Annotated in this window: 26 protein-coding genes and 1 pseudogene; 12 read left to right on the top strand and 15 right to left on the bottom strand. The window is 71.8% G+C overall.

Translation table 11 applies throughout. The features are described 5' to 3' along the window. Positions 1–36: 36 nt before the first annotated feature. Positions 37–1,305, bottom strand: coding sequence for an NAD(P)-binding domain-containing protein (locus SSQG_RS13685; RefSeq protein ID WP_208865642.1), 1,269 nt, complete (start codon positions 1,303–1,305; stop codon positions 37–39). Beyond that, positions 1,305–2,561, bottom strand: coding sequence for a hypothetical protein (locus tag SSQG_RS13680; RefSeq protein WP_039932643.1), 1,257 nt, complete (start codon positions 2,559–2,561; stop codon positions 1,305–1,307). Before SSQG_RS13680 ends, SSQG_RS13685 begins: the two co-directional genes overlap by 1 nt. Before the next feature lie 168 nt (positions 2,562–2,729). Here SSQG_RS13680 and SSQG_RS13675 point away from each other — a divergent pair, with 168 nt between their 5' ends. Beyond that, entirely contained in the window at positions 2,730–3,995 is a 1,266-nt protein-coding gene (locus SSQG_RS13675) for a glycoside hydrolase family 26 protein (protein ID WP_039932640.1), read from the top strand. Positions 3,996–4,072: 77 nt separating this feature from the next. Here SSQG_RS13675 and SSQG_RS13670 read toward each other — a convergent pair whose 3' ends face one another. Genes SSQG_RS13670 through SSQG_RS13635 form a run of 8 tightly spaced genes read right to left on the bottom strand, consistent with a single transcriptional unit; the run spans position 4,073 to position 13,522 of the window. Next, entirely contained in the window at positions 4,073–4,729 is a 657-nt protein-coding gene (locus SSQG_RS13670) for a hypothetical protein (protein ID WP_003990358.1), read from the bottom strand. Beyond that, complete coding sequence (locus SSQG_RS13665; protein WP_039932638.1) at positions 4,726–5,883, bottom strand: glycosyltransferase; 1,158 nt, start codon at positions 5,881–5,883, stop codon at positions 4,726–4,728. Before SSQG_RS13665 ends, SSQG_RS13670 begins: the two co-directional genes overlap by 4 nt. Before the next feature lies 1 nt (position 5,884). Next, the gene (locus SSQG_RS13660) at positions 5,885–6,649 is read right to left on the bottom strand and encodes a polysaccharide deacetylase family protein (RefSeq protein ID WP_078506849.1); all 765 of its coding nucleotides are present in this window, start codon (positions 6,647–6,649) and stop codon (positions 5,885–5,887) included. Continuing rightward, a complete protein-coding gene (gene murJ / locus SSQG_RS13655) occupies positions 6,633–8,342 on the bottom strand; it encodes a murein biosynthesis integral membrane protein MurJ (RefSeq protein ID WP_003990355.1) in 1,710 nt (569 codons plus the stop codon). The genes SSQG_RS13660 and murJ overlap by 17 nt, the downstream gene beginning before the upstream one ends. Next, positions 8,339–9,679 carry an O-antigen ligase family protein gene (locus SSQG_RS13650; RefSeq protein ID WP_003990354.1) on the bottom strand — a complete coding sequence of 447 codons (1,341 nt, stop codon included), beginning with the start codon at positions 9,677–9,679 and terminating at the stop codon, positions 8,339–8,341. Before SSQG_RS13650 ends, murJ begins: the two co-directional genes overlap by 4 nt. Positions 9,680–9,684: 5 nt before the next feature. After that, the gene (locus SSQG_RS13645) at positions 9,685–11,112 is read right to left on the bottom strand and encodes an exopolysaccharide biosynthesis polyprenyl glycosylphosphotransferase (protein WP_003990353.1); all 1,428 of its coding nucleotides are present in this window, start codon (positions 11,110–11,112) and stop codon (positions 9,685–9,687) included. Beyond that, entirely contained in the window at positions 11,109–12,383 is a 1,275-nt protein-coding gene (locus tag SSQG_RS13640) for a glycosyltransferase family 4 protein (protein ID WP_003990352.1), read from the bottom strand. Before SSQG_RS13640 ends, SSQG_RS13645 begins: the two co-directional genes overlap by 4 nt. Before the next feature lie 50 nt (positions 12,384–12,433). After that, positions 12,434–13,522, bottom strand: a complete 1,089-nt coding sequence (locus SSQG_RS13635; RefSeq protein ID WP_003990351.1) for a hypothetical protein — start codon at positions 13,520–13,522, stop codon at positions 12,434–12,436. A gap of 389 nt (positions 13,523–13,911) precedes the next feature. On the opposite strand from SSQG_RS13635, the gene SSQG_RS13630 reads away from it, so the two are divergent. From SSQG_RS13630 to SSQG_RS13615, 4 genes are all read left to right on the top strand, one after another. Further along, complete coding sequence (locus SSQG_RS13630; RefSeq protein ID WP_052310275.1) at positions 13,912–14,598, top strand: hypothetical protein; 687 nt, start codon at positions 13,912–13,914, stop codon at positions 14,596–14,598. 760 nt (positions 14,599–15,358) lie between these two features. After that, entirely contained in the window at positions 15,359–15,481 is a 123-nt protein-coding gene (locus tag SSQG_RS43445) for a hypothetical protein (protein WP_276327127.1), read from the top strand. 197 nt (positions 15,482–15,678) lie between these two features. After that, positions 15,679–16,257 carry a tyrosinase family oxidase copper chaperone gene (locus SSQG_RS13620; protein ID WP_078506847.1) on the top strand — a complete coding sequence of 193 codons (579 nt, stop codon included), beginning with the start codon at positions 15,679–15,681 and terminating at the stop codon, positions 16,255–16,257. Next, positions 16,241–17,107, top strand: a complete 867-nt coding sequence (locus SSQG_RS13615; protein ID WP_003990347.1) for a tyrosinase family protein — start codon at positions 16,241–16,243, stop codon at positions 17,105–17,107. Before SSQG_RS13620 ends, SSQG_RS13615 begins: the two co-directional genes overlap by 17 nt. An 80-nt stretch (positions 17,108–17,187) precedes the next feature. On the opposite strand, the gene SSQG_RS13610 is transcribed toward SSQG_RS13615, so the two are convergent. Then, entirely contained in the window at positions 17,188–17,484 is a 297-nt protein-coding gene (locus SSQG_RS13610; RefSeq protein WP_039932635.1) for a chaplin, read from the bottom strand. 436 nt (positions 17,485–17,920) lie between these two features. Here SSQG_RS13610 and SSQG_RS13605 point away from each other — a divergent pair, with 436 nt between their 5' ends. The 4 genes from SSQG_RS13605 (at position 17,921) to SSQG_RS13590 (ending at position 19,419) form a co-directional block, all read left to right on the top strand. Continuing rightward, complete coding sequence (locus SSQG_RS13605; protein ID WP_039932633.1) at positions 17,921–18,199, top strand: hypothetical protein; 279 nt, start codon at positions 17,921–17,923, stop codon at positions 18,197–18,199. A gap of 88 nt (positions 18,200–18,287) precedes the next feature. Then, positions 18,288–18,566, top strand: coding sequence for a hypothetical protein (locus SSQG_RS13600; RefSeq protein ID WP_039932629.1), 279 nt, complete (start codon positions 18,288–18,290; stop codon positions 18,564–18,566). Between the two features lie 156 nt (positions 18,567–18,722). Beyond that, positions 18,723–18,992: a hypothetical protein gene (locus SSQG_RS13595; protein ID WP_003990343.1), complete on the top strand. Its 270-nt coding sequence runs from the start codon at positions 18,723–18,725 to the stop codon at positions 18,990–18,992. 148 nt (positions 18,993–19,140) lie between these two features. Continuing rightward, on the top strand, positions 19,141–19,419 hold the full coding sequence (locus SSQG_RS13590) for a hypothetical protein (protein WP_003990342.1): 279 nt from the start codon (positions 19,141–19,143) through the stop codon (positions 19,417–19,419). 115 nt (positions 19,420–19,534) lie between these two features. Here the strand turns inward: SSQG_RS13590 and SSQG_RS13585 are convergent, their stop codons facing one another. Further along, positions 19,535–20,494: a D-2-hydroxyacid dehydrogenase family protein gene (locus SSQG_RS13585; protein WP_003990341.1), complete on the bottom strand. Its 960-nt coding sequence runs from the start codon at positions 20,492–20,494 to the stop codon at positions 19,535–19,537. Between the two features lie 345 nt (positions 20,495–20,839). Between SSQG_RS13585 and SSQG_RS13580 the strand changes: the two genes are divergently transcribed. Both SSQG_RS13580 and SSQG_RS13575 read left to right on the top strand, forming a co-directional pair. Then, positions 20,840–22,030 (top strand): alanine--tRNA ligase-related protein, encoded by a 1,191-nt coding sequence (locus tag SSQG_RS13580; RefSeq protein WP_003990340.1) that lies wholly within the window; start codon positions 20,840–20,842, stop codon positions 22,028–22,030. A gap of 192 nt (positions 22,031–22,222) precedes the next feature. After that, positions 22,223–23,038 carry a hypothetical protein gene (locus SSQG_RS13575; RefSeq protein ID WP_208865641.1) on the top strand — a complete coding sequence of 272 codons (816 nt, stop codon included), beginning with the start codon at positions 22,223–22,225 and terminating at the stop codon, positions 23,036–23,038. 63 nt (positions 23,039–23,101) lie between these two features. On the opposite strand, the gene SSQG_RS38185 is transcribed toward SSQG_RS13575, so the two are convergent. From SSQG_RS38185 to SSQG_RS43995, 3 genes and pseudogenes are all read right to left on the bottom strand, one after another. Further along, complete coding sequence (locus tag SSQG_RS38185) at positions 23,102–24,925, bottom strand: glycoside hydrolase family 15 protein (RefSeq protein WP_003990338.1); 1,824 nt, start codon at positions 24,923–24,925, stop codon at positions 23,102–23,104. 13 nt (positions 24,926–24,938) lie between these two features. Then, positions 24,939–25,160, bottom strand: a complete 222-nt coding sequence (locus tag SSQG_RS38180) for a hypothetical protein (RefSeq protein WP_003990337.1) — start codon at positions 25,158–25,160, stop codon at positions 24,939–24,941. Positions 25,161–25,605: 445 nt separating this feature from the next. After that, a pseudogene (locus tag SSQG_RS43995) lies at positions 25,606–25,845 on the bottom strand (IS481 family transposase); the annotation flags it as partial. A 70-nt stretch (positions 25,846–25,915) separates the two neighbouring features. Here SSQG_RS43995 and SSQG_RS13555 point away from each other — a divergent pair. Beyond that, positions 25,916–26,158: a hypothetical protein gene (locus tag SSQG_RS13555; RefSeq protein ID WP_039932626.1), complete on the top strand. Its 243-nt coding sequence runs from the start codon at positions 25,916–25,918 to the stop codon at positions 26,156–26,158. Positions 26,159–26,175: the final 17 nt, after the last annotated feature.

Genomic DNA, 26,175 nt, shown 5'->3' with positions numbered 1-26,175 from the left:
CTCTCTCCCCGTCGGCGGCCCGCAACGCCGGGTTTCTCAGCGGCGTACCGGCGACGGAGACTCGCTCCGGCTGCCGCTCACCGGTGCCGGGACGGTGCCGGTCGCCGGTGCCGCCCCGAGCCGGCGGTTCACTCCGCGCACGAGCGTCGACGCCGTGAACGACGCGCCGTGGACGAACCGCATGGCCGGGCCGAAGCCCGAGGCCGTCACCAGACCCGCGAAGAACAGGCCGGGCTGGGAGGACTCGAAGCCGTGCCCGACCGCGGGAGAGCCGTCGGGCAGCGCCGCCAGCGTTCCGCGCAGCTCGGCGGAGAGCAGTGCCAGCCGGTCGCAGCGCGCCCGGAACCCCGTCGCCGCGATGACGTGCTCGGTCTCCAGGCTGTGCGGGGCACCCGCCCGGCTCACCGTGTCCAGCCGCACCCCGCCCGGCACCGCGGCGGCCGCGGTCACCTCATGGCCCGGCAGCAGCTCCACCACACCCTCCACCCGGTCCCGCACCCACCACGCGCCCGCCGGCCCCAGCGCCGTGGTCGCGATCCGGGCCCGGGTCGGCTCCGGCAGCCGCCGGAACAGGTTGGGGCGCTCCGAGTAGAACCAGTTCTTCCACCCGGGGCCGAGGCCGCTGTGCGGGGAACGGACCGACTGCCACCAGGGGCGCTCCCACGGCGGCGGCACGTCGTTCCACACCAGCCGGTCCGCCCGCGCCAGCACCCGTACGGTCGTGCCCTGCTCGGCGAGCAGCGCCGCCGTCTCCAGGGCCGCCTGGCCGCCGCCGATCACCGTGACGTCCTTGCCGCGGAAGCGGTCGAGGTCGCTGTGGTGGCTGCTGTGCGTCACCAGCGCCGGGTGCAGTCCGCGCAGCGCCTGCGGTACCTCGACGAACGGCATCACACCGACCGCCAGGGCCACCGTGCGCGCGTGCACCTCCTCCCCGTCCTCGGTGACCGCCGTGAAGCCGCCGGGCCCGGCCGCCACCCGGGTGATCGTGCGCTCGTCCACCTCCGGCACCGCGTTCCGCGCGAACCACAGGCCGTACTCCGCGAACGCCTCGACCGGGATCGGCTTGGCGTGACGCGCCGTCAGCCCCTGCTCCGCGCAGTAGGCGTCCAGACGCCACCGACCGGCCGGGTCGGAGAGGTTGGACGCCCACGGCTCCGACTTCAGGAACATGCCGCGGGGCATGTTGTCCCGCCAGGACGCCATGGGCCGGCCGAACACGCGCAGGTTCAGTCCGGCGGACGCGGCATGGGACGCGATCGACAGACCGTAGGGGCCTGCGCCCACCACCAGAAGGTCGTACACCATCAACTGCTCGCTTTCTCGTTGTCGGTCAGGGAGGGCGAGGCCGCCCGGGGGATCAGCCGTGGCGCCGGCGTCGCCGCCGTCGTCGTGCTCAGCCGCTCGCGCAGCCGCCGGGACACATGCCGGCACCACAGCGCCCACATGGCCCGTCCGGGAGAGCGGTCGTCCGCGGCGTACCAGGCCAGCTCGCGCCCGCCCGGCGCCGCACGCAGCGCGGCCAGCGGCGCGTAGTTCTCCACCACGAACGTCCGTCCGGCCATCGGGGCCCCGTCCGGCAGCGGACGGCCCGTCATGTCCAGGTGCAGGGCCCGTACGACGTCCAGCCCCGCCCGGTCCGCGAAGAGCCGGAACTGGGCGCCGGTGCGCGGGTTGAAGTCGAGCAGGTGGTAGCGGCCCGTCTCGCCGCAGCGGCGGAAGTCGAGGTCGAAGATGCCCCGGTAGCCCAGCTTGGCGGTGAGCCGCTCGGCCAGGGCCCGCACCTCTGTGTTCGGGGTCCAGGAGCCCACCGCGGTCAGCCCCGCACCCCGTGGCCAGGACAGCTGCTTGCGGCCCGGCCCGCCGGCGCGCACGGTGCCCGAGTGGTCGGCGTAGCCGTGGAAGAACCAGTCCCGGTCCGGCCCCGGCGCCAGGTACGCCTGGAGCAGCAGCCGGCTGCCCGCTTCCTCGGTGCGCAGGAACAGCTCCCGGGCCTGCTGCACGGACCGCGCGAGCACCGTGCTGCGCAGCCCGCTGCCGGTCGGCAGCAGCCAGGGCCGGCTCCACTTCGCCACCACCGGCAGCCCGAGCTGCCGCATGGCGTCGGCGACCTCCGCCGGACTCTCCGGGACGAGGGTCACCGGGTGCGGGACGTCGGTGGCCGCGCACACGGCGGCCAGTTCCGCCTTGTCGGCGACGCTTTCGGCCAGCGTGCCCGGCATCGCCGGCAGCAGGTAGGAGGGCGCGAGCGCGTCCCGCATCCGGAGCACGGCGATCGCGCTCGCGTCGTCCATCGGGACCAGCACGGCGGGACGCGCGATCCGGTCGGCCACCTGCCGCAGCACGGCGAGAATCTCGTCCGGGGACGCTCCCGGCGGGGGCGGGGGATGCATCTGACGCACATAACGTGACACGCCGACGGGACTTCCCTCGCAATCCGCGACGACATGTACCTCCACGCCCGCCCTGCCGAGCGAACGCACGGCTCCCAGCGTTCCGTGGTGAAAGGGATTCCGGTCGATCCGCAGCACAACAGCGGGGACGCGGGTGTCGAGCAGCGACACGAATTCTCTCTTTCTCTTCGATCGACTCACCCACTCGGGCGAGCCCGGCACTCGAAAGCCGCAACGGTTGTGGCGTCATGGGCTTTTCTATGACTCACTTCATATGACTGCCCGTCAATAACAAGAACCTCGGCAGCAGTCCGGACGAGAGCGAAGAAAGGAGCAGGCATGGCCCCACAACGCAAGCGGACCGGGGTCCGCCGGCTGGCCCTGGGCGCGGCAGCGGTCGCCGCGTCGGCCGCCCTGGCGTCCGGCCCGGCGGTGGGGGTGGGGGTGGGGGTGGCGCGCGCCGCCGAACCTCGGGCTCCGGCGCCGACCCCGGCGCCCGTGGCCTCGCCCTCGGCCCTCGCTCCTCCGGCCGTCCCCTTGCCCGCGACGCCGGCCCCCTCCACCAGTCCGGTGCCGCAGGAAGCCCCGGCCGTCGGTGTCTTCCTCAAGTCCGACGCCCGCGGCGTGGCCCGGATGCCGCTGTTCAGTCACTGGCTGGGCGGCACCGAGCTGCGTGCCGGCCACACCTACCTGCCGGGCCACCGCTGGCGCGACATCGAGGGTGCTCCCGACTTCCTGGACGTGTGGGCGCAGTGGCGCAACAAGAAGGCCGACCGGATGCTCGTCCTCAACGTCCCCATGCAGGAGCGCAACGAGGAGGGCATCTCCGACAACGAGGTCCGGCGGCTGCTGCGGCAGGGCGCGGCCGGAGAGTTCGATCACCACTTCCGTGTCCTCGCCGAACGGCTGGTGGACCTGAAGGTGCCGGACACGATCCTCGTGCTCGGCTGGGAGATGAACGGCACGACGTACACCCATCGCTGTGGGCCGGACCCGGAGGCCTGGAAGAAGTACTGGAACAGGATCGTCACCACCATGCGTTCCGTGCCGGGCCAGAAATTCCGGTTCGATTTCACGCCGAGCCGTGGGGTGGACGCCGTTCCCTGGACGAAATGCTATCCGGGGGACGACACCGTCGACATCATCGGCATGGATTCCTATGACCAGCCGACCGGCATGTCGTTCGAGCAACAGGTGAAAGAGCCTTACGGGCTTCAGGACCACGTGGATTTCGCGAGGGCTCACGGCAAACCCATTTCCTATCCGGAATGGGGGCTCTTCCGCAACGGTGACAATCCTGAGTACATGCGGAGCATGCTCGACTGGATGGACGAGCACAGACCGCTCTACAACACGCTGACCGACTACTGCCCGCACGGTGTGTGGCAGTGCGCGGCCAACCCGAAGTCGTCCCACCTCTACCGGTCGGCCCTCTTCGGCCGCACCGACGAGGCGACCTCGCCCGGCACGCCCACGCCGCAACCGACCCCGTCGACCCCGCCCGGCACCCCACCGCCCCCGGCGGACTGCACCCCGCTGGACCTGGGCAGTTGGGTGGAGGAGTGGCTCGGAGGGAAGCTCTGCCTCCGCTTCGACTGGTGGTAGTGCGCCCGCCCACCCGGCCGGTGGCGGCCGACCCGCTTCGGGATCCGCCGCCACCGGCCCGGCCGGGCCCACCGTCGTCACCGGCCGCCGCGCACATCGGCGGCGGCGGCCGGGCCGGGCACCGAGGGGGCCGGGGCGGCGTCGTCGTCCTGGCCGTTCCTCCTCGGCCGCGCCAGCAGAGCGAGGCCGCCCAGCAGACCACCCGCGCTCGCGCCCACCAGACCGGTCACCGCCGATGACGCGGACGTCGGCTCGCTCGGCTCCACCGCGCGCGAGAACTGCACGAGCCGCACGTTGGTGTTGCCCCGGCTGTCGTCGGCGTGCCGGGTCAGCGCCCGGGTGACCGCGTTGGCCATGTCGACGGCGAGGGCGGGGTTCGAGGAGGTGGCCGAGACGGCGACCATCGGCGCGTCCGGCGACGTCGCCGAGCGCACACTGCGCTGCAGGGTGCGCACCGGCACACCCGCCCACACCTGCGCGTCCCCGAGCACCGCGAGCTGTGTGGCGACCCGGCCGTACGCCTGGGCGAAACCGAGGGCGGCGTCCGGCGTGGACTTCCCCGTCGGCACGGCGATGACGTAGCTGGTGGCCGTGTACGTCGAAGGGGTGAGCACGCCGTACGAACCGCCGACGAGGCCCCCGGCGAGGGTGCCGGCCGCGAGCACGGACCATAGCGGCAGCGCCCTGAGACGGGCCAGGGACAGGCGGCGCTGACGGGTCGGAGTGTCGGTCATGAGGAGTTGGCTCCCAGAGGTGAGGGGGACGGCGAAGTGGAGACCGCTGCCGCGTACACGTCCGTGAGACGGGCCGCGCAGTGGGTGATGCTGTAGTGGTCTGCGACCTCCGAGGCCGTGCGCGGCCGGGGGCCGGCCGCGCTGACCTCGGCGATCGCGTGGGCGTAGGCCTCGGGGCCGCCGCGCACCCGCCGGACGCCGTCGTCGGTGGCGTCCGGCGGGCGCACGTCCTCGATCGCCGGGCAGGAGGCGTAGAGCACGGGCAGGCCGGATGCCAGCGCCTCCACGGCCGCCAGACCGAAGGCCTCGTCGGTGGACGGGGCGGCGAACAGGTCCATCGCCGAGGTGAGCGCGGGCAGGTCGGGGCCGGGCGAACCGTCGGCCACGTAGGGACGCTCGCCGGCGAACACGACACGGCCGGCCACGCCGGCCGCGTGGGCCGTGCGGCGCAGGGCGTGTTCCTCGGGGCCGCCGCCCACCAGCAGCAGCCAGTGGTCGTCCGGGAGCCGGCCGAGCGCGCGGACGAGGACGTCGAACCGCTTCCCCGGGGCGAGCCGGCCGACGCCGCCGACGACGAACGCGTCCGCCGGCAGGCCGAGGTGCCTGCGGGTGTCCGCGCGCCGCTCCGGGGCGAAGCGGAAGCGGTCCACGTCGATGCCGTTCGGGACGACCTCGATCCGGGGCGCGGGCACCCCCCAGCGCTTCAGGCGGTCGGCCACCGTCGGGGAGACGGCGACCGTCGCCGACCCGAGCCGTTCGCTGGCGAGGTACAGCCTGCGCACCCCGGCCGTCAGCCGGCGGCCCTCCATCTGCGAGTCGCCCAGGGAGTGCTCGGTGGCGACGACCGCCCGGACCCCGGCGACACGGGCGGCGAGCCGGCCGTACACGCAGGCCCGGTACAGGTGGGTGTGCACCAGGTCGTAACCGCCCTTGCGGATCAGCCGGACCAGGCGCGGCAGCGCGGCGAGGTCACGGTTGCCGCCCATGCCGAGATGCGTGACACGGACGCCGTCGGCGGTGAGCCCCTCGGCGACCGCGCCGGGGTTGGTGAGCGTCACGACGTCGCAGTCGACGGGCAGATGCCGCAGCATGAGACGCAGCTGCTGCTCGGCCCCGCCGACCCCGAGGCCGGTGATGATGTGCAGAGCCCTCATCTCACAGGCCCTCCACCGGACGCCGCCGCAGCCGGTGCAGCCAGTGCTTGAGCTGCAGGCGCCAGGCCGTGTCCTCCTGGCCGACGTACACACGCGGCAGGGCGTGCGGACCGGTCAGCGGCCCGGGGTCGATGGCGCAGGCGTAGCGGTACCCCGCCTGCCGTACGGCCTCGACGGCGCGGGCGTCGATCGTGCCGTACGGGTAGCAGAAGCCCTCGACCGGAGCACCCGTCAGCTCCTCCAGCCGCGCGCGGCTCTCGGCTACCTCGGTCTTCAGGGTGAGGTCGTCCGCCTTGGTGAGGTCGACGTGCGTCAGCCCGTGCGAGCCGATCTCCACGCCCTCGGCCGCCGCGCTCCGGATGCCGTCCGCGCTCAGCAGCGGCTTGCGCGGGCCGAGCGGGTCCCAGGCGTTCTCGCCGCCGAGCCGCCCGGGCAGCACGAAGAGGGTGGCGCCGCAGTTCCAGCGGCGCAAGCGCGGCAGGGCCTCGGTGACGAAGTCGGTGTACCCGTCGTCGAAGGTCAGCCCGACCAGGTTCCGCCCCTCGCCCCGGGCGCGCGCGGCGAGCAGCTCCGTCACGGACACGCCCCGCAGTCCGCGCCGGCGCAGCCACGCCAGCTGCCGGTCGAGCCGCTCGGGCGTGACCGTGATGCGGTACGGGTCGTCTGAGCAGTCGCCCACCGAGTGGTACATCGCCACCCAGGGGACCGGGCCCCTGCGCGGGGCCGGGGGTCTCCCGGTGTCGGGGGAATCAACGGAAACGGCCATGTGGAAGCCTTCGTGTGACGGCGCGTAGGGAGCGCAGGGCGGACGCGGAGCCCTGGGCACCGAGGGCCCAGGTGAGCGGGACGAAGACGAGGGTCACGGTCAGCAGGCCGGCCACGAGGCCCGCCGCCGGGGACGGCATCCGCCCCGCCGCGTACGCCCCCGCGGCCGTGGCGGCGACCGCGGCGCACACCAGCCTGCTCAACTCGGCCAGCACCTGCCGGACACGGACCGAGACGCCGTACGGACTGTTCCGCCGGCCCGTACGCAGACCGGCGAGCAGCAGGGCGGCCGTGACGGTGATGCCGAACGCGTTGGCGGCGGCGATGCCCGCCACGCCCCAGGAGTGCACGGTCGCGGCGCCGATCGCGAACGTCACGGTGATGCCCGCCGTCATCGCGCCGAGGGGGTACCAGACGGCCCGGCCCGCCGAGAAATAGGAGCGCACGAGGGCGCCCACCAGGGTCTGGCCCAGTAGCCCGAGGGCGTACACGCGCATGACGTCCGCCGTCGCCGCGGTGTCACTCGCGCTGAATGCCCCCCGCTGGAAGAGCAGTTCGACCATCTGCGGGGCACAGGCGATCACGGCGCACATGCCCAGCAGCACCAGACAGGCGGCGAGCGCGAGATCCCGTTCCACGCGGCTGCGGGCCCGCTCGGTGTCGCCGTCCGCCAGGGCCCGCGCCACCACCGGGAAGGTGACGGTGCACACCATCAGCGACAGCGTCATCGGGATCTGGGCGACCTTCTGCGCGTAGTTCAGGTGCGAGATGGCGCCGGAGGGCAGGCCGGAGGCGAGGAACCGTTCGGCGAGGACCTGCGACTGGCGGCACAGTGCGAACAGGAGCACGGCGGCGACCAGGGCGAGCTGCATCGGCTGCCCCTCGGTGTCGGCGGCCCCGGCACCGGTGAGGGGCTGCGTGCGTGACGCCAGCCGCCGCCACAGCGACGGCAGTTGCACCGCCACCATCAGACAGCCGCCCGCCGCCACCCCGACCGCGGCGGAGCGCACGCCCCAGTCCGCGCCGAACAGGAACATCGCGGCGATGATGCCGGTGTTGTAGGCGACGTAGATCGCCGCCGGCGCGAGGAAGCAGCGGTGGGCCCGCAGGGCGGCACTGCAGTACCCGGCGAGACCGAAGGCCAGCACGCAGGTCGCGGTGATCCGGGTGCAGTCGGCGGCCAGCCCGGGATCGGGCAGGCCCGGGGCGAGGGCCCGGACCAGGAAGGGTGCGGTACCGGCGACCAGCGCGGCCACCGCGGCCAGGGCGAGGCACAGCCGCGGCAGGGTCGCGCCGACCAGGGCCCGCACCGGATCGCCCGCGGCACCCCGGGCGCGGCGGGCCAGCGCCATGCTGAACGCCGGGATCAGCGCGATCGCCAGCCCGTCCTCGATGAGCAGCGTGGCGGCGAACTCCGGCACGGTCCACGCGACCAGGAAGGCGTCCGTGTCGCTCCCGGCCCCGAACAGCCGGGCCAGCGACTGGTCGCGCACCAGGCCGAGCAGGGAACCGGCGATGGACAGCGACGCCGTGACGAGCGCGGCCCTGGCCAGAAAACGCCCGGAGACCGAGGCGGAAGCCGACGCCGAGACCGGTTCGGCACTGCCCGCGGCCTTGGTGGCGGCCCGCGCCGGGGGCACGGTCGCCGCGTCGTCCGTCTCGGGCCCGGGGGACTGCGAAGGCACCACCGTCATCGCGCCAGAGCCTCCTCGGCGGGCTCCCGCACCTCGACCCGGGCCGCGTCCGCACGGGGCTCGCCGGCCAGCGCCCACCACGCCACGAGCCCCATGCTCACGGCGATCAGCACGGTCGCGGGACCGCCGATGTCCCCGTACATGAAGTCCGTCAGCAGCCAGACCAGCAGTCCGCAGGCGGCGAGCCCGCAGTCGAGTCCCGGTCCGCGGTCGCGGACGCGCAGCAGCCGCCGCATCCCGCACACCAGCAGCGCCAGCCAGCTCCCGGCGAGCCCCAGCAGCCCGATCAGGCCCTGCTCGCTCAGCACCAGCAGATACATGTTGTGCGGCGACAGCAGCGGCTGCCTCTGGTACACCATTCCCGCGCCGTCGGTCTCGCTGCCCGAGGACAGCGCCAGCGTGGCGTGCCCGTCCCGGTACTCGGGGAAGCCCTTCAGTCCGACACCGGTCAGCGGGTGCTGACGCCAGATGTCGGTGGCGGCGGCCCACAGGGTGTACCGGTCGACGACGGACTGGTCGGGCGCGTCGGCGACCTGGGCGATGCTGTCGATCCGCTGCTGCAGGAGGGCCGAGCCCACGCCGAACCCGCCGACCAGGATCACGCCCGCGGCGACGGCGGCCCCGGCGACCTTCAGCGCGCGCCGGAACCCGGCCAGCACCAGTTGCATCGTGCAGGTCAGGACGGTCGCGATCCAGGCTCCCCGGCTGAAGGAGAGCGCCAGCGGCAGCAACAGGACCAGGGCGCACCCGGCGGCGGTCACCCGCTGCCGTACGGACAGCCGGCCCAGCGCGATGCCGACCGCGCAGACCAGGCCGAGCGAGACCGCCGTCGCCATGCCCATCACGTCGTGCGGCCCGAAGGTGCCCACCGCCCGGATGTTCGCGCCCTGGTACGAGGCACCGGTCCGGGTGACGAACTGGTGTACGCCGACGGCCCCCTGACACAGGCCGAGCCCCACGAAGGACCAGGCCACCATCCGGAAGCCGGTCCGGTCGCGGAGCAGCAGCAGTACGGCCGCCGGAACGAGGACGAACGTCTGCAGATAGCGCCCGAGGCCGGTGAGCCCGGCCTCGGACGAGAGCGCCCCCATGGCGGCGAGCGCCAGTCCCACGACCGGCAGGCCCAGGACCACGGCCGCGACGGGCGACAACGGACGCCGCCGTTCGCGCAGCAGACGGATCACGCAGTAGATCACGACGAGCCCGGAGAGCACGTCGGCGGGACCGGCGCCCTCGGGCATCACCGGCAGGGCCAGCAGGGCGGGCACGGCCACGATGGGCAGGGCCGGTGTCAGTGCGGCGACGCGGCGGGGGAGCGGCGTCAGTGCGAGGCTCACCTCTGTCAGCTCCCCGTCGGACGTACCACCGTGGCCGCGGTGCGCAGCAGGATGCAGATGTCCTGCCACAGGGACCAGTCGTCGATGTAGGCGTTGTCGAACCGGCAGCGGTCCTCGATCGAGGTGTCGCCGCGCAGCCCGTGGATCTGGGCCAGTCCGGTGATGCCGGTCCGCATGCGGTGGCGGACCGAGTAGCCGGGGTAGGTCTGGCCGAACTGGGTGACGAAGTAGGGCCGTTCGGGCCGTGGTCCGACCAGGCTCATGTCGCCCCGGAGCACGTTCCACAGCTGGAGCAGTTCGTCGAGCGAGGTGCGCCGCAGCATCCGGCAGAACCAGCGCATCTCGTTCTCGTTCGCCACGCTCCACCGGGTCGCCGACTCGTGCTCGTCGACCGGGCGGTGGGTACGGAACTTCAGCAGTGTGAACGGCTTGCCGCCCTTGCCGATGCGCTCCTGCCGGAACACCACGCCCGGCCCGTCGCTGAGCCGCAGCGCCGCCGCGAAGGCCAGCAGCAGCGGGCTGACCAGCAACAACAATGTCCCCGACACCAGGATGTCGAGGGTTCGCTTGCCCACGCTGTCCCGCCGGGCCGGGGACATGTCCAGACGCCGGCAGGAGAACCCGGCGAGCCGCTCCCGCGTGGCGTACGAGGGTGTGTCGGCGTCGACCTCCCAGACCACGCAGCCCGACTCGGCCAGCGCCCGCAGCAGCGGCTCCTGTTCGGCACGGACCGAGGGGTGCACGGCCAGCACGGCCCGCACCCCGTTCTGGATGACCGCGCGCTCGACCTCCTCGGCGTTCGTCAGCACCGGCAGGGTCTCGGTGCCGTCCGGCTGCTCGGCGACGATGCCCACCGGCCGCACGCCGCACCGCGGGTGACGCAGTACGGCGGCCGCCACACGCTGCGCGGTGGCGACCGGGCCGAGGACGAGTGCGGTGTGCGGGTGGCGCAGCAGCGCGCCGCGGCGCCGCGCGTGCACGGCTCCGCGCAGCGCACAGCAGGCCGTCGCATGCAGAGCGAGGCCCGTCAGCACGGTACCGAGGGACAGCGCGTGCTCCGGCCGGTACGCCGCCAGCAGCGCCGCGAGGGCCAGCCAGGTCACCGCGATCCGCCCGCACACGGCGGGCAGTTCCTCCAGCAGCCCCGGTACCGGCGCCCGCCCGTCGCGCCGGCGCGGCAGCAGCGCGGCGACGATCAGCAGGGTGACCAGGAGTGGATGGCGCTGGGTCTCGGTGAGCACCGGCACGCCCGCCAGGGCGGCGACGCCGTCCGCGACGAGCAGGGGGACGGGTGAGGCGGGCCGGGCCGGGGGCCGCGGGGCGGACAGCCGGGGGCCGGTGGCGGTGCCACGCGGCGGCATGACCGTGACTGGTGAGGATCCGTGCTCCCGCGGCTGTACGCCGGGGGAGGGCACGGTGCGTTCGGCGGTCACGAGTGGATGGACTCCCTGTACTCGGTGGGCTCGACGCGCTGCGGTGTCCGGTTCGTCTCGGCGCCACGTCCGGTGTCGAGCGGCTGACCGTGCTCAGCGCCGGGAATGGCGCCGGGAATGACGCCGGGGGTGGCGGCGGTCCACGGGCCGAGCAGGTCGCGGTAGACGTCCGAGACGGCTTCGGCGGTGTGCCGCACGTCGTGGGTGGACAGCACGTGCCGGCGGCCCTGGTTGCCGAGCGTCTCGCGCAGCAGCGGGTCGACCAGCAACTCGGTGACGGCCCCGGCCAGTGCCGCCGGGTTCTCCGGCGGGACCAGGCACCGGGAAGTGATGGCGGGCGGCAGGCTCTCGCGGGCGCCGTCGACGTCCGTGACCACCACGGGCCGCCCGCAGGCCATCGCCTCCAGCGGCGCGAGGGCCATGCCCTCCCAGCGGGACGGCAGGATGACGAGGTCGGCGGCCTGGTACCAGGGGGAGGCGTCGGCGACGGCTCCCGTGAACACCACGGAAGGCGGGGCGCCTTCGCGCAGCCGGTCGAGGTCGGGCCCGTCACCGACCAGGACGAGGCGGGCGTCGGGCACCCGCTGCACGACGGATTCCCACGCCCGCAGCAGGACGTCCTGCCCCTTCTGCCGGCACAGCCGCCCCACGCACACCGCGAGCGGTGCCGCCGGGTGGATGCCGGCGAGCGGCGCGAGCCCGGCCCGTACGGTGCCGGCGGCGGCCGGGTGGAAGCGCTCCGGGTCGATGCCGTTGGGGACGACGGTCCACCGGCCGGTGATCCTGGCGCCCATGCCGGTCGCGCGCTCGGCCTCACTCACACACAGCACGCGTGAGGCCCACCGCGCCCCCCAGCGTTCCCACATCAGCGCCAGGGCCGCGGTGCCGCCGCCGACCGCCTCGAACGACCAGGCGTGCGGCTGGAAGACCGTCGGGATCCGCCCGCGCACCGCGAGCCGTCCGGCGAGTCCGGCCTTCGCGCTGTGGGCGTGCACCAGATCGGGACGTACCTCGTCGATCACCTGTGCCAGGTGCCGTACCTCCCGGAGCAGCGACGTCCCCGGCGACCGTGTCGCGTGCCAGTGCCGTACGCGCGCGCCGAGCGTGCGCAGTTTCGTGGTGAGCGCGCTGTCGGGGCAGGCCACGGTGACGTCCAGGCCGTCCGACAGCTGGGCCCGGACCAGGTCCGTCACGACGCGCGCGACGCCGCCGTCCACCGGTTGGGTGAGGTGCAGGACTCTGGGGAGAGGGGCGGTCGATGACGGATGCATGTGCGCGGATTCCTCGCTCGCGATGGCGTTCGGGGCGGACGGCGTCGGAGTCACCGCCGTGCGTCGACGGCGGCGAAGAGCACGCCGGCCCATGCCGCGTCCTGCTGGGACCGGATCCGGAAGGTCGCCTGGTCGCCGGCGCGCTCCAGGCTTCTCCCGAGGTCGAACACGTCGGAGTCGTAGCCGAGGGTGTTGGTGTACGCGGGGACCCGTGCCGCATCCGCCCCGGGCTCGCTGATGGTGGAGTTGAGGACGTCGTTCTGGGGGTTGGCCGCGTTGCTGAGGGCGTTCTCGGACTGACCGGTCGTCACGGTGAACGTGTCGCCGCCGCTTCCCCGGTCGCCGTTGTACGCCACCAGCCCCGCGCGGCCTCCCGCGCCGGCGGCCCAGCCCAGGTTGGTCAGCTGGATCGTCTGTCCCCCACCGGAGTTCAGGGGGGCGAAGCCGTCCCAGAGCGAGAGGTGCCGCAGCGGCTCCTCGGGGTGCTCGTAGGCGACCACGAGCGTCCAGCCGCCCCACGACCCGGCCGTCGATCGGCCCATGGCGATGTTGATCTGGGCCACGGTGTACAGGCCCGGGCCGCCTTCCCGCACCAGCCGTGTCACGTCCGCCGAGGCCTGGAAGGCGTCCATGCCGTCCAGCACGCGGTGTCCGACCACCGTGTCGGCGATCAGTTCCTTGTACTCGCCGCCGGGTTCGGCGACCAGCACGCGCCCGTTGTCCTCCGCCGGCTTCTGTTCGCCGACGCGCAGGTTGCCGCCCCAGTAGAGGCGCGCGTACGACACCCGGGCGCCGCTGGGCAGGCGGACCTCCCCGCGGGAGGAGTTGTAGGTGTTGGGATCGCGGTCGACGTCGACGTAGAACATGTCGAAGTCGCCGTTCGCACCGGATCCGCCCGCCTGCGCGTCCGGACACGCCGGCCGATGGGTCGCGCGGCAGGTGATCGAGGCGTTGGCCGCGCGTACGATGCTGCCGTGCTGCAGCGCGCGGTACCGCTCGCCGAAGACGAGGCTCTCGGCCTCCGGTGAGGGGGCGGCGGCCGGTGCGGCCGCCGGAGAACCGCCCGCTGCCCACACGGCGGCAAGGGCGAGGACGCCCACGGTCGCGCGGCGGAACAGCGGGCCCAGGGAATGACGCATGACCGTTTGTTGCCTTTCGGAACAGGTGGCCGTGGCAGCAGCGCCACGAGAGCGATGTGTCCGCGCTGGGGAGGGCGTCGGGCGGTTCGCAACTCTAGTCATGAATCGGACATAGTCGAAGAAATTCGGTGAAGTCTGACAAGTGTGTCGGAATAGTGAAACCGCGTGTGTTGACTGATGCGCGGCCGTCGGCCCCGGTGCCCCGAGCGGGGAAGGCCGGTGTGTTGCTCCGGCAGGGGCCGGGGGGAGGTTTCCTGACACACCGTCTGATCAGGATGGACGCGCAAAAGGGGGAATCACGTAATCCCGAAAAGCCTATGAACAGTTGCGGGAAGACCCGGGCGCTTTCACGGTGGGCTCAAGATCCAACGCCGTCGAAAGGAATTCTCATGCCTGCTCTGCCCGCACGGCGCATCGCCTCCAGCGCACTCTGCGCCGCCCTTCTGGTCGGGATCGCCGGCCCCGTCGCCATGGCGGCCGACTCGGTCGGCGGGCAGGGCCATGTGGCGCCCGAGGCCCGGCTCCCCGGCGCGGACGCGCGTCTCGTACAGATCGGAAGACTCCACTGGGGCGATCTCACCCCGGTGGCCGACCTGCTCAACGCCGTACTCCGGGACGGCAACGGCCGACTGTCCGCGACCGAGGCCCGGAAGCTGGGAGACGCCGCCAAGGCCGCCGTGGCCCGGGCGGCCGCCCGGAACACCGAGAACCCGGACGAGTCGACGGTCGTACTGCTGCCGGCCCCCGTGCTGCCCGCCGTGATGCCCGTCGCGCCCGAGCCGCGCGCCGCCGACCCCGTGGGCGACCTGCTGGAACTCGTGCTGGGCGCTGTCGACGGCCTCCTGGAGACGATCACCTCCGGCGTCGGCGGTGTCCTTCCCACGGTCGACGAGCTGCTGGGCGGTGTGGACGACCTGCTCGCCGCGCTGGTCGGAAGCGACCTGTTGCCCGCGGAGCAGTCCACTTCCGCGACGTCGTCGAGCGCCCCGGCCGACACGTCCGCGCTCTTGACTCCCGAGGCCGTCACCTACCCTGATGTCCCGCTGCTGACGCCGGCGCTCCCGCCGGCCCCTTGATCCCGAGCTCGTCCAGTCGTGGTGCCGGCCCTCTCGGAGCGGCACCACGACTGTCGTGTCCCCCGTCCGGCTTCACGTTTTCCCCCGGTTCCTTTCCGCCCTCGGCGCCGGTCTTTTAATAGATCTCGTATGAGGTATCGGCAATCTTCGGGATCTCGGTTTCCGCCCAGGCCAGAGCTCGTTAGGCACGGCGACAGAAACCCCTCCGGCGACGTGCGTTGCCGAAGAAAGGAACACGATGAAGTCTCTGAAGGCTGCCGCCGTCTTTGCCGGGTCCTTGATCGCCGCTGGTTCCGCCACACCGGCGTTCGCCCACGACGCCATGGTCGCCCCGAGCGCTCCCGCCGCTCAGAGCGTCCCGGATGTGCAGAGCGCCCCGGCCGCCCAGAGTGCCCCGGCCGCTCAGGCCGCTCCGGTGCAGAGCGCGCCCGCCGCTCAGAGCGCTCCGGCTGTGCAGAGCGCCCCGGTTGCCCAGTCCGCTCCGGCTCCTCAGGCCGCTCCGGCTCCTCAGGCCGCTCCTGCCCCTCAGGCCGCTCCTGCCCCTCAGGCCGCCCCGGCTCCTCAGGCCGCTCCGGCTCCTCAGGCTGCTCCGGCTCCTCAGGCCGCCCCGGCTCCTCAGGCTGCTCCGGCTGTGCAGAGCGCTCCCGTTGCTCCGCCCGCTCCGCAGCCGGCTCCGGCCGCTCAGCCGGCTTCCGCTCCTGAGCCCGCTCCGGCCGCTCAGGGCACCCGTGACCTGGCGTCCACCGACCTCACCGGCGGCGTGAGCACCAGGATCCCCTTCGACGTGAGCGCCCAGGGCAAGGAGTCGCTGGTCAGCACGGCGAAGAACGCCGCGTCCGTGGTCAACGACGTCAAGCCGATGCACGGCAACCTGTGGTTCTAGGGCTGGAACCACGCCCTACGGAGGGCCGGTCCTCGAGAAGTCCGAGGACCGGCCCTCCGTTTGTGCCCGGCCGGTGACGCGCCCCGCTCCCCGCCGGGACGGACGCTGAAGATCACTTGTCTGGCCGCGCGGCGGTGACCGCGCGGGACGTCCGGCGGTTACCGCTACGACAGCGGAAACCGGACGAGGAGTGGACCATGGTCGTCAGCGGAGGCGGAGGACCGGCGAGCGGCGGGACACCGGCCCCGGCGCGCCCCCAAGCGGCGGGCAGCTCACCACGGGAGGCGGGTGGTACGCGGCGGGAGACGGGCAACACGCGGCGGGAAGCGGTCAGTAGGCGGCAGGAGACGGGCAGTACGCGGCGGGAGGTGACGCGGGGTCTGCGCGCCTGCGCCCTCGCCGCGGCCCTGGCTGCCCCGGTGGCCGCCGCCGTCCTGCCGCAGCGCTCCGGGCCCGGGGCCACCCCGACCCGCACCACCTTCGCCCAGACCTACCGAGGCCGTCGCATCGGCGCGGTGTGGACCCCGCCGCTCGGCCCCGATGAGGAGGGCCGCTGGCACGTCACCGTGGACGGCCGGCCGCTGCACCTGATGCGCCGGGCCGACGGAACCTGGCTCAGCATGGTCGACCACTACTGCTCCTACCGCTCACCGCTCGAGGCCGCCCGCGCGGCCGTCGACCAGCTCGGCCCCGGACAGCGCCTGCGCGACCCGGCCGCGGGCCAGGAAGGCGCGGAGCACGTGCACATGGGGGACCGGCGTGGCGTACGTACGTAAGGACGCCGCCACGCTCACCAGGGCGGAACGGCGCCGGTTCGTCAAGGCGCTGCTGGAGGTCAAACGGCGGGGCGAGTACGACGAGTTCGTGCGGATGCACATCGAGTACTTCTCCGTGGACGGCGAACACGGGCTGCGCGCCGCCCACATGGCGCCCTCGTTCCTGCCCTGGCACCGCCGGTTCCTGCTCGACCTGGAGCGCGCGCTGCGCCGGGTGGACTCCTCGGTGACGCTGCCGTACTGGGACTGGACGCGCGACCGCACACCCACCTCCGCGCCCTGGACGGCCGATCTCCTCGGGGGTGACGGGCGCCGTTTGGACCACCAGGTGACGACAGGCCCGTTCGCCCATCGGGAAGGCCACTGGACCATCAAGGTGAACGTGACCGACAGGACGTTCCTCACCCGGGACCTCGGACGCCGCGGCGACCCGATCGCACTGCCCACCAAGAGCGAACTGGAGTGGGCGCTGAAGGATCCCGTCTACGACGTGTCGCCCTGGGACTCGACGGTCACGCGCGGTTTCCGCAACAAGCTGGAGGGCTGGAGCAGCCGAGGGGACGACACCTCGTGGCGCAACCACAACCGGGTGCACGGCTGGGTCGGCGGTGACATGCTCGGCGGCGCCTCCGTCAACGACCCCGTGTTCTGGTTGCACCACGCCTTCATCGACCTCCAGTGGTACCGCTGGCAACGCCGCCACCGCGGCGCCGGATACCTCCCCGCGACACCGCCCCGCCAGAGTGACCGGCAGCACGGCCGGATCGTGGCCCGGCGCCAGAAGCTGCCCCCGTGGGACGTGACACCGCAGGAGCTGGAGGATGTCGGCCGGATCTACCGCTACGCCTGAGGTGACACGGATTCCGGGCGCCGACGAAGGAAAGAGCCCCGGCGATCGGGTGCCGGGGCTCTCGAGTCGGACAGTGGACGTCAGTGGCGGTGGCCGCTCTTCGAGCCGCTCTTCTTGTCGTCCTTCTTCTTGTTGTGGCCCTCGTTCTTGCAGGTGTTGCCGACGGCCGGGTTGAGCAGGCCGACGATGTTGACGGTGTTGCCGCACACGTTGATCGGCACGTGGACCGGCACCTGGACCACGTTGCCGGACAGGACGCCGGGCGAGCCGATGGCGGCACCCTTGGCACCCGCGTCCGCCGCGGCGAGACCGGCCCCACTGAGCACCACGGCGCCCGTGCCGAGAGCGACAGCGCCAACCTTCGCGATGCGAGACATCACGTTCTCCCTTACTGACTAGGTAAGTACGGCAGCAGTACGCGCGACCGCACTGCCCCTTCAACGCGAGGACCCCGGACCAGTCACGACAAATCCTCACCAGATCACCCGTCTTGAACAGAGGCTCGGCCATTCGGGTGTTGTTCGCGGTCTCCTGCTCGCTGCACGGCCTCTGCGCCGCGTGAACGGGCGGGGTGGCCCTCCACCTGCGACCGCGGGTGGCTGCGGCCGCCTGTGCGCCAGCGGAACAGGGCGCCCGCTCGCCCCCTGCTTGACCCACTCGATGCATCCGCGGGAGCGCTGTGGCCTGCACTTTCACAAGAAAGCCATGCTGCGGGGCGTTTCGCGTGGCAAAAGCCCCTGGTGCCGCTTATGTTAGCGACTGTCAGTGACCGGACCATAACGGTCTGTGTCGACTCGAGAAATCGGAGAAGTAATGCGCAAGTACCAGAAGGCCGCGGTCGTCGTGGCCATGCTCGGCAGCGTCAGCTTCCTCGGCGCCGGCGTGGGTCACGCTGCGGGCGGGGACGACAAGTTCAAGCTCGACAACACGCAGAACCAGTCTTGCTCGCAGGACGACTCGACCCAGGGCCTCGTCAACGTCGACGATGTCAACGTCAACGTTGCCGCCCTGCTGGGCCTGGCGAACCAGGACAACAGCGAGAAGGAGTCCCTGACCTGCTCGCAGGCGTTCTCGCTGCGCGGCGGTCACTGATCTTCGTGATCTGAGCAGGCCCCGGGGCTCGAACCATGTGTCCGAGCCCCGGGGCCTGTTTCCTGGCTTCTGGCAAAGGAAGAGGCAGATGTTCAACTCGAAGAAGATCGCGGCGGTGGCGGGGTTCCTGGGGAGCGTCGCTCTCATCGGCGCCGGCGCCGTCCAGGCCTCCGCTCACGGCGGCCCCGGCGCGTGCGTCGAGGACGGCAAGGGGCAGGTGCGCTGCGTCCAGACGAGCGAGTACCAGGTCGCCACCGACAAGGGTGGAAACGTCACCGTCGTCAACGACTCCACGCAGGTGTGTCCCGCCGCGCACAGCCAGGTCAGCTGCGTCGACACCGTGGTGGCCCCCACGACGAGGGGCTGACGCCCTGTCGGTGAACTGCCCCTCCAGCGTGTCTTTTCAAGAAACTTACGGAATTGGGCGTTTCGCCCCGGTGGGAGCGGTGCGAGTCGCATAAAGTTGGCGACTGTTGGTGACCAGCCCATCACGGTCTGTGTCGACTCGAGAATCGGAGAAGTAATGCGCAAGTACCAGAAGGCCGCAGTCGTCGTGGCCATGCTCGGCAGCGTCAGCTTCCTGGGCGCCGGCGTGGGTCACGCTGCGGGCGGGAACGACGAGTTCAAGCTCGACAACAAGCAGAACCAGTCGTGCGAGCAGAACGACTCGCGTGAGGGTCTCATCAACATCGACGACGTCAACGTCAACGTCGCCCTGCTGGGCCTGGCCAACCAGGACAACAGCGAGCGTGAGTCCGTGACCTGCTCGCAGACCTTCTCCCTGGGCAAGTAATCACCGATCCAGGTGATCCAGGCAGGCCCCGGGGCTCGAACCAGGTGTCCGAGCCGCGGGGCCTGCCTCTTGGCTTCTTCGCCGGTAATCGTGTCCGGAACGACTCCGTCGTCCAGTGGCGGGGAGTCGACCGTAAAGGAAAAGGTAAATGCTCAATTCGAGGAAGATCGCGGCGGTGGCGGGGCTTCTGGGGAGCTTCGCCCTGATCGGTGTCGGTGCCGCCCAGGCCACCACCGACGGTGACCCCGGCAAGTGTGTCGAGGACGGCAACGGTCAGGTTCGCTGCGTGGACTTGAGCCAGTACACGTACACCACCGAGAACGGCAACAAGGTCACCGTCGTCAACAACTCGACGCAGGACTGCCCGACGTCGCACAGCCAGGTCTCCTGCGTCAGCGACACCGTCGTCTCCGGCAAGAAGGCCTGACGCCCCGAGCCCGAGGCGCCTTGTCCACGTCGTCGCCCCTCGCGTGCGTCCACCCGCTTGAGCGGAGAACGGCCGGGACCCGATACCGGGTCCCGGCCGTCCGTGTGTCCGGGCGTCAGGGCAACCGTCGTACGGGCGCGCCCGCGAGGTACGCGCGGATGTCCTCGACCGCCTGGCCGTAGTACGTCGTGTAGTTGGCCCGGGAGACGTAGCCGAGGTGCGGCGTGGCGAGGAGACGGGGCGCGGTGCGCATCGGGTGGTCGGCGGGCAGGGGCTCGATGTCGAAGACGTCGACGCCGGCGCCGGCGATCCGGCCCTCGTGCAGCGCGGCGAGGAGCGCTTCCTGGTCGACGATGGCCGCGCGCGAGGTGTTGACCAGGTACGCGGTCGGCTTGAGGAGGGCGAGTTCGGCGGGGCCGAGCAGCCCGCGGGTGCGGTCGCTCAGCGCGAGATGGACCGAGACGAAGTCGCTGCTCGCGAGGAGCTCCTCCCGGGACGGGGCGAGTTCGACACCGAACTCCGCGGTGCGCTCCTCGGTGAGGTTCTGGCTCCACGCGCTGACGTGCATGCCGAAGGCGAGGCCGATCCGGGCGACACGGCTGCCGATCTTCCCGAGGCCGAGCAGCCCGAGGCGGCGGCCGTGCAGGTCGGCGCCGACGGTGGACTGCCAGGGGCCGCCGGAGCGCAGGGCGTTGCTCTCCTCGACGAGGCCGCGGGCGAGGCCGAGCAGCAGGGCCCAGGTCAGTTCCACGGGCGCGGTGGAGGAGCTTGCCGTGCCGCACACGGTGACGCCGTGCTCCTCGGCGGCCGTGTAGTCGATGACCGAGTTGCGCATGCCGGAGGCGACGAGCAGTTTCAGCCGCGGCAGGCGGGCGATCAAGGACCCGGGGAAGGGCACGCGCTCGCGCAGGGTCACCACGATGTCGAAGTCCGCCAGCGCCGTGGCCAGGGCGTCCTCGCCGTCCAGGTGGGTGTCGAAGGACACGACCTCCACCTCACCGGCGATCGGCGACCAGTCGACCACCTCGGTCGCCACCTTCTGAAAGTCGTCCAGCACAGCACAGCGCAGCCGCACGTCGCTTCCTCTCCACGTCCCATGGCCGGGAGACCGACTCTATGCCGGACGGCAACGCCTCCGGCCGCTGGCCCGCACCCGGAAAAACCCCGCGACGACCCGCACCGCCCGCTGTTAGCGTGCGACCCATGCAGGTCATGACCCACACCACCACCGCAGCCGCGCGAGCGACCAGCTCACCGGCTGCCGACGTCTGACCTGACACTCACCCCGGCGGCCGGAGACGGACCGCCGGATCACCGCCGGACCCCTGTCCGCGCCCCGTTCCCCGCGGTTCCTTCCGGTCTCCGTACTCGATGACCCGGATGCCCCCACGAACCCGAGGGAACAGCCATGAACACCGTGATGAACACGGACCGGACCGTACGCACCTTCACCGACTTCTACCGCGAGCGCGGACACCGGCTCGTCACCGGCAGCACACTCCTGCCACCCCCGTCCGACCCGGTGCTCTTCACCACCTCCGGCATGCACCCGCTCACGCCGTACCTGATGGGCCGTCCGCACTCGCAGGGACGGCGCCTCACCAACGTCCAGCGCTGCCTGCGCACCACCGACCTCGACGAGGTGGGCGACTCCACCCACCTGACGGTCTTCGAGATGCTCGGCTCGTGGTCACTCGGCGACTACGGCCATGAACAGAGCCTGCGTTGGGCCCACGAGCTGCTGCGCGACGGCTTCGGCATCCCGCACGGGCACCTGCACGCCACGGTCTTCGGCGGCGACGACCAGGTCGGCCCCGACACCGAGTCCCTGCGCACCTGGCGGCAACTGGGGGTGCCCGTGGAGCTGACCCGCGAGGAGAACTGGTGGGACAACGGCCCCGTCGGCCCGTGCGGCCCCGACTCGGAGATCTTCGTGTGGACCGGCGGCCCCGGCACCCCGCCCCAGGGCAGCCCCACGACCGACCCACGCTGGGTCGAGATCTGGAACCACGTCCTCATGCGCTACGACCGCCAGGAGGACGGCACCCTCGAACCCCTCCCACGGCCCTCCATCGACACCGGCATGGGCCTGGAACGGCTCGTGACGGTCCTTCAGGGGCACACGTCGGTCTACGACAGCGACCTGTTCGAACCCTGGATGCGGCTGCTCCCACCGCTGTGGGACCTGGACGAGCCGACCCTGCGCCTCGTCAGCGACCACCTGCGCTCCAGCGTCGTCATCCTCGGCGACGGCGTACACCCGACCGCCAACGGCCGCGGCTACGTCCTGCGCCGCCTCGTCCGCCGCCTCCTCACGGCCCTGTGGCGCGACGACCCCTCCCGCACGCTGTCCGACCTGCCGGTGGAACTCCTCGACCACACCCTGGCCCACTTCCACCAGCCGGGCGGCTCCACCCCGGTCCGCGAGGTGCTCCTCGGGGAGGAACGCCGTTTCGCCACACTCCTCGTCCGAGGCCGCCGCGTCCTCTCCCGCCCGGAGTTCCGGGGCCCGTTGAGCGAGGACGACTACGACCGTCTCCACGACACCTACGGCCTGCCACGCGACCTGGTCGCCGGCCTGCTCGCCGGGATGCCGATGAGCAGGGGGTGAAGGGAGGGGGCAGGCCGTAGGTGTCGTGCGGGGCGAAAAGCGATGCCGTGCCGGGCGTCGCGAGCGTCAAAGGGGCCTTCGGCCTGTGATCATGGAGCGCTCATCGAAAGTGATCGACGAGGAGCTCCGGGTCGCTGGGGTCTATGCCCCTCCGCCGCGGAGAGCTCCCGGAAACGCGCTGTAGGTGATGTGGTGAACTGGTTGACCTCGCTGCCGGCGGTGGTGCTGGTTGTGGGCGGACTCGTGCTTGCCTTGCTGGTCGCGGCCGTGGCCCGGGTCGGCGTCCGGGTGCTCGTACCGGCCGGGGAACGGGATCGGGTGCCGCAGATCGCCACGCCTCTGATGCCGACACTCGGCGCTGCCTTCGCGATCTTTGCGGCGCTCTCACTGGCAAGCGAGGCCGGCTACCTGCGCGCAGCCGAGGGCTTGGTGAGCGACGAGGCGGCCGCGGCCTCCCGCCTGGCATGGGCGGCGACCAGCCCGCGAGTCCACTCGGATCCGATCCACGCGGCGTTGCTGGACTACTTGCAGAGCACGCGTGCCAGGGAGTGGGAGGGTGCGGCGGCGGCGTCCGGTGACGATGCGGCCACCGCTCACGCCATCGCACGGCTGGAGCGGAGTGTGCGCGCCGAGGCCGCCCGGCCCGCCGTGGGAACCCCGGCAGGCGCGGAGCTGGTGATCTCCCTGGACGGCGTCACCAGCAGTCGTCGCGCCCGCGTCGCGGCCGCCTCGCGCGACGTCCCCTCGCTCTACGTCGTCACGCTCGTGGTCAGCGGACTGGCCTTGATCGTGAACTCCGGCGCACTGGTCTTCCGCAGCAGCCTGCGAACATCGCTGCTCATCGTAGGTGTCGCGAGTGTGGTCGGGCTGAGCCTCGCGCTGCTCTTCGCCCTCAGCGCCCCCTGGAGCGGACCGTTCATCGTCAGTGGGCAGCCACTCGACACCATCATCGGGGACTTGCAGTCCGGCTTCTTCGACGACACTGACGGTTCCGTGGTCCTCCCGTGAACACCGACCCGTCCGGACGGGCGCGGCCGGTCTGCTGCCGCGGCTCCTGCTCCGGCCGGTCGCTCACCCCAGTTCGGCGCGGTCGAGTTCGTCGTCCAGGGCTATGGCGGCGGTGATCAGCGAGAGGTGGGTGAACGCCTGAGGGAAGTTGCCGAGCTGCTCGCCGCTCGGCCCGATCTCCTCGGCGAACAGGCCGACGTGGTTGGCGTAGGTGAGCATCTTGTCGAAGGCGTACCGGGCCTGTTCCAGCCGCCCGGCCCTGGCGAGCGCGCTCACGTACAGGAAGCTGCACAGCGAGAAGGTGCCCTCGCTGCCGCGCAGGCCGTCGGGCGAGGCTTCGGGGTTGTAGCGGTAGACCAGGCTGTCGGAGACCAGTTCCTCGTCCATCGCGTCCAGGGTGGCCAGCCAGCGCGGGTCCTTCGGGGACAGGAAGCGCACCTGCGGCGCCAGCAGCAGGGACGCGTCCAGCACCTCGGCGCCGTAGGACTGCACCAGGGCGCGGCGCTTCTCGTTCCAGCCGTGTTCCATCACCTGGGCCATGATCGCGTCGCGGGCGTTCCGCCAGGACATGACGTCGGCGGGGGCGGCCAGGGAGTCGGCCAGCCTGATGCCGTGGTGGAAGGCCGCCCAGCTCATCACCCTGCTGTACGTGAAGTCCTTGCGACCGCCGCGTGTCTCCCAGATGCCCTCGTCCGGACGGTCCCAGTGCTTGGCGAGCCAGTCCAGTACCCCTGCCGTGACCTTCCAGCCGTCGTACCCGGCGCCCTCGGTGACCTCCCGCGAGACGGCCAGCGCGTAGACGGCCTCGCCGTAGATGTCGAGCTGAAGCTGTCCGGCGGCGCCGTTGCCGAGGCGGATCGGGGCGGAGCCGCGGTAGCCCTCGAGGTGGTCCAGGATCTCCTCGTCGAGACGGGGATCACCGTCCAGGCGGTACATGATCTGCAGCGGTTCGCCGGTGACGGTGCCGGCGCTCCGCAGCCGGCCGTCCAGCCACCCCGCGAAGGCGGCGGCCTCCTGGTTGAAGCCCAGGTCGACCAGCGCCCGGACCGTAAAGGAGGCATCACGGATCCACGTGTAGCGGTAGTCCCAGTTGCGTTCCCCGCCGATCTGCTCGGGCAGGCCCATGGTGGCGGCGGCGACGTAGGCCCCCGTGGGGGCGTACGTGAGCAGCTTCAGGGTGATCGCGGACCGCTTGACCGCATTCTGCCAGCGGCCCTGGTAGCGGCACTGCCGCAGCCAGCCCCGCCAGAAATGTGCGGTCTCGGCGAAGATCCGGCGGCCGGTCGTCTCCTCGATCGGTTCGGGCGCCGCGGCGCCGCTGTCGCGCACGGTCAGCACGGCCGCCGCGATCTCCCCTTGCCCCAATTCCACCGTCGCGGTGACGTCGTCGCCGTCCCGCTCCAGTGGGAGCTTGTCGGTCTGCAGATACGCGGTCGTGCCCGGCCCTTCGAAGCGCGCGGTGCCATCGGCCAGTTCGAGCCGGTGGCCCGCCCGCGCGTAGTCGAACCGGGGCCGGCACTCCATTGTGAAGCGCACCTTGCCGCGTACGCAGCGGAGCAGGCGGACGATCTCGTGCCGGTCGGTCGGCGTCTCCGGTTCGTCCACCGGCATGAAGTCGACCACCTCGCCGGTCCCGTCCTCGGTCAGGAACCGGGTGACCAGGATCGCGGTGTCGGCCAGGTAGAGCTGCCGGGGCGTGGGGTTCTCGGCCTCGGCGGTGACCGAGAAGTAGCCACCGCGGTCGTGGTCGAGCAGGGACGCGAACAGACTCGGCGCGTCGAAGCGGCGCGGGCAGAACCAGTCGATCACACCTTCGCCGGTGACCAGTGCGCTGGTCTGCAGGTCGCCTATGAGGCCGTGATCGGCGATCGGCGGATAGCGGCGCATGATGTCCTCTCTCTCACGCTGCCACGCGGACCCCGACGCGCGGCAGCGTGTGTCCTGGAGAGCGAGTGTCCAGGCGCCGGCCAGGGTTTCGGCGATCCGAGCGTGCCGGCATTGCCTCCAGTGCGGCGGATTCCGCCTCCTCGATCGCTGCGGCGGCGAAGTCGATCGCGGACATCGCGTAGTTCTCGGCATGCTCCGCGTGGTGCTGGGCGCGCTTCACGTCAAGCTCGGCCATGTGCCCATGGAAATCGCTCTTGACCTTCGCTACATGGTGCTGCCATTTGTTTCTTATTGCTTGCGGAAGCCTCGTATTCCACCCCAACACATCGGGCAGGAGGCCGCCACTCGGGTGATGAGACCTCTGGTCGAGCGGGCGGGGGCGAGCCGCGGCGCGGCACGGCTACGGCCAGGCAGGCGATTCGAGCGAAGACCCGTCGGAGTGATCACGGCGACGGCTGGCTTGTCGTGGGTGCCCATCAGCGCTGAGCTCCTGGGTGACCCGCTGTCGGGGAGGTCGGCGCGGTCCTAGCAGAAGAAAAGGCAAGCCGGGCGGCATACGAGAAATACGCCGATCCAATTGCACTGAGCGCCACCGAGTTGTTTTGGAGATTTACTGAAGTCTTCGATCCGGCCGGAGCTGGCTTTTATAAGGTGACAAGTGCGTTGTATCGGACAGTAAAGTTCACCGTCCGGTCCACCTCGAATGCGGCACCGTCACCCGTCGGCAGCGGCGACGGCCCCGCCGCACGCCCTCCCCGGGCCGCCGGCTGGGCCAGGTCCGCCACCGGCAGGTGGGACCGCGCCGACTTGATCCGCGACCCGGCGATCAGCAGGTGGATCACCTGTGTGTCGGCCCAGAACGTCACCGTCAGCCCCGAGCGGGCCGGGCCCAGCCAGAACTGCCTGCCCGCGACCCGACACACTCCGAGACGTGGCGGCCATCCTGCGATGGGTCGAGCGGAACTCGCTGCCCGTCTCGGCCTGGGAGCCATGAAGTACGCGGTTTGGCGGCGCATCCTGCGGACCAACCTGCTTCCCAAGGGGAAGGAGTCGACGGCCGTCGTGAAGACCGCGAACGCCGTGGACAAGCGGTCCCTGCTGAACCCCGAGCAGGGGGCGGCGATCCTCGACTGGATACGGCGCCGGCCGCGCGGCGGTGAGCGACTTCACGCCTTCTTCGCCGCGACAAACGGGGCCCCGGGGCTTCGTCACGTCGGCCAGCACCCGCCCTGACCAGCAAAAAGCCCTCC

The organism is Streptomyces viridochromogenes DSM 40736, from assembly GCF_000158955.1.
Taxonomy (GTDB): Bacteria; Actinomycetota; Actinomycetes; order Streptomycetales; family Streptomycetaceae; genus Streptomyces; species Streptomyces venetus.
This window is presented reverse-complemented; position numbering and strand designations above follow the sequence as displayed.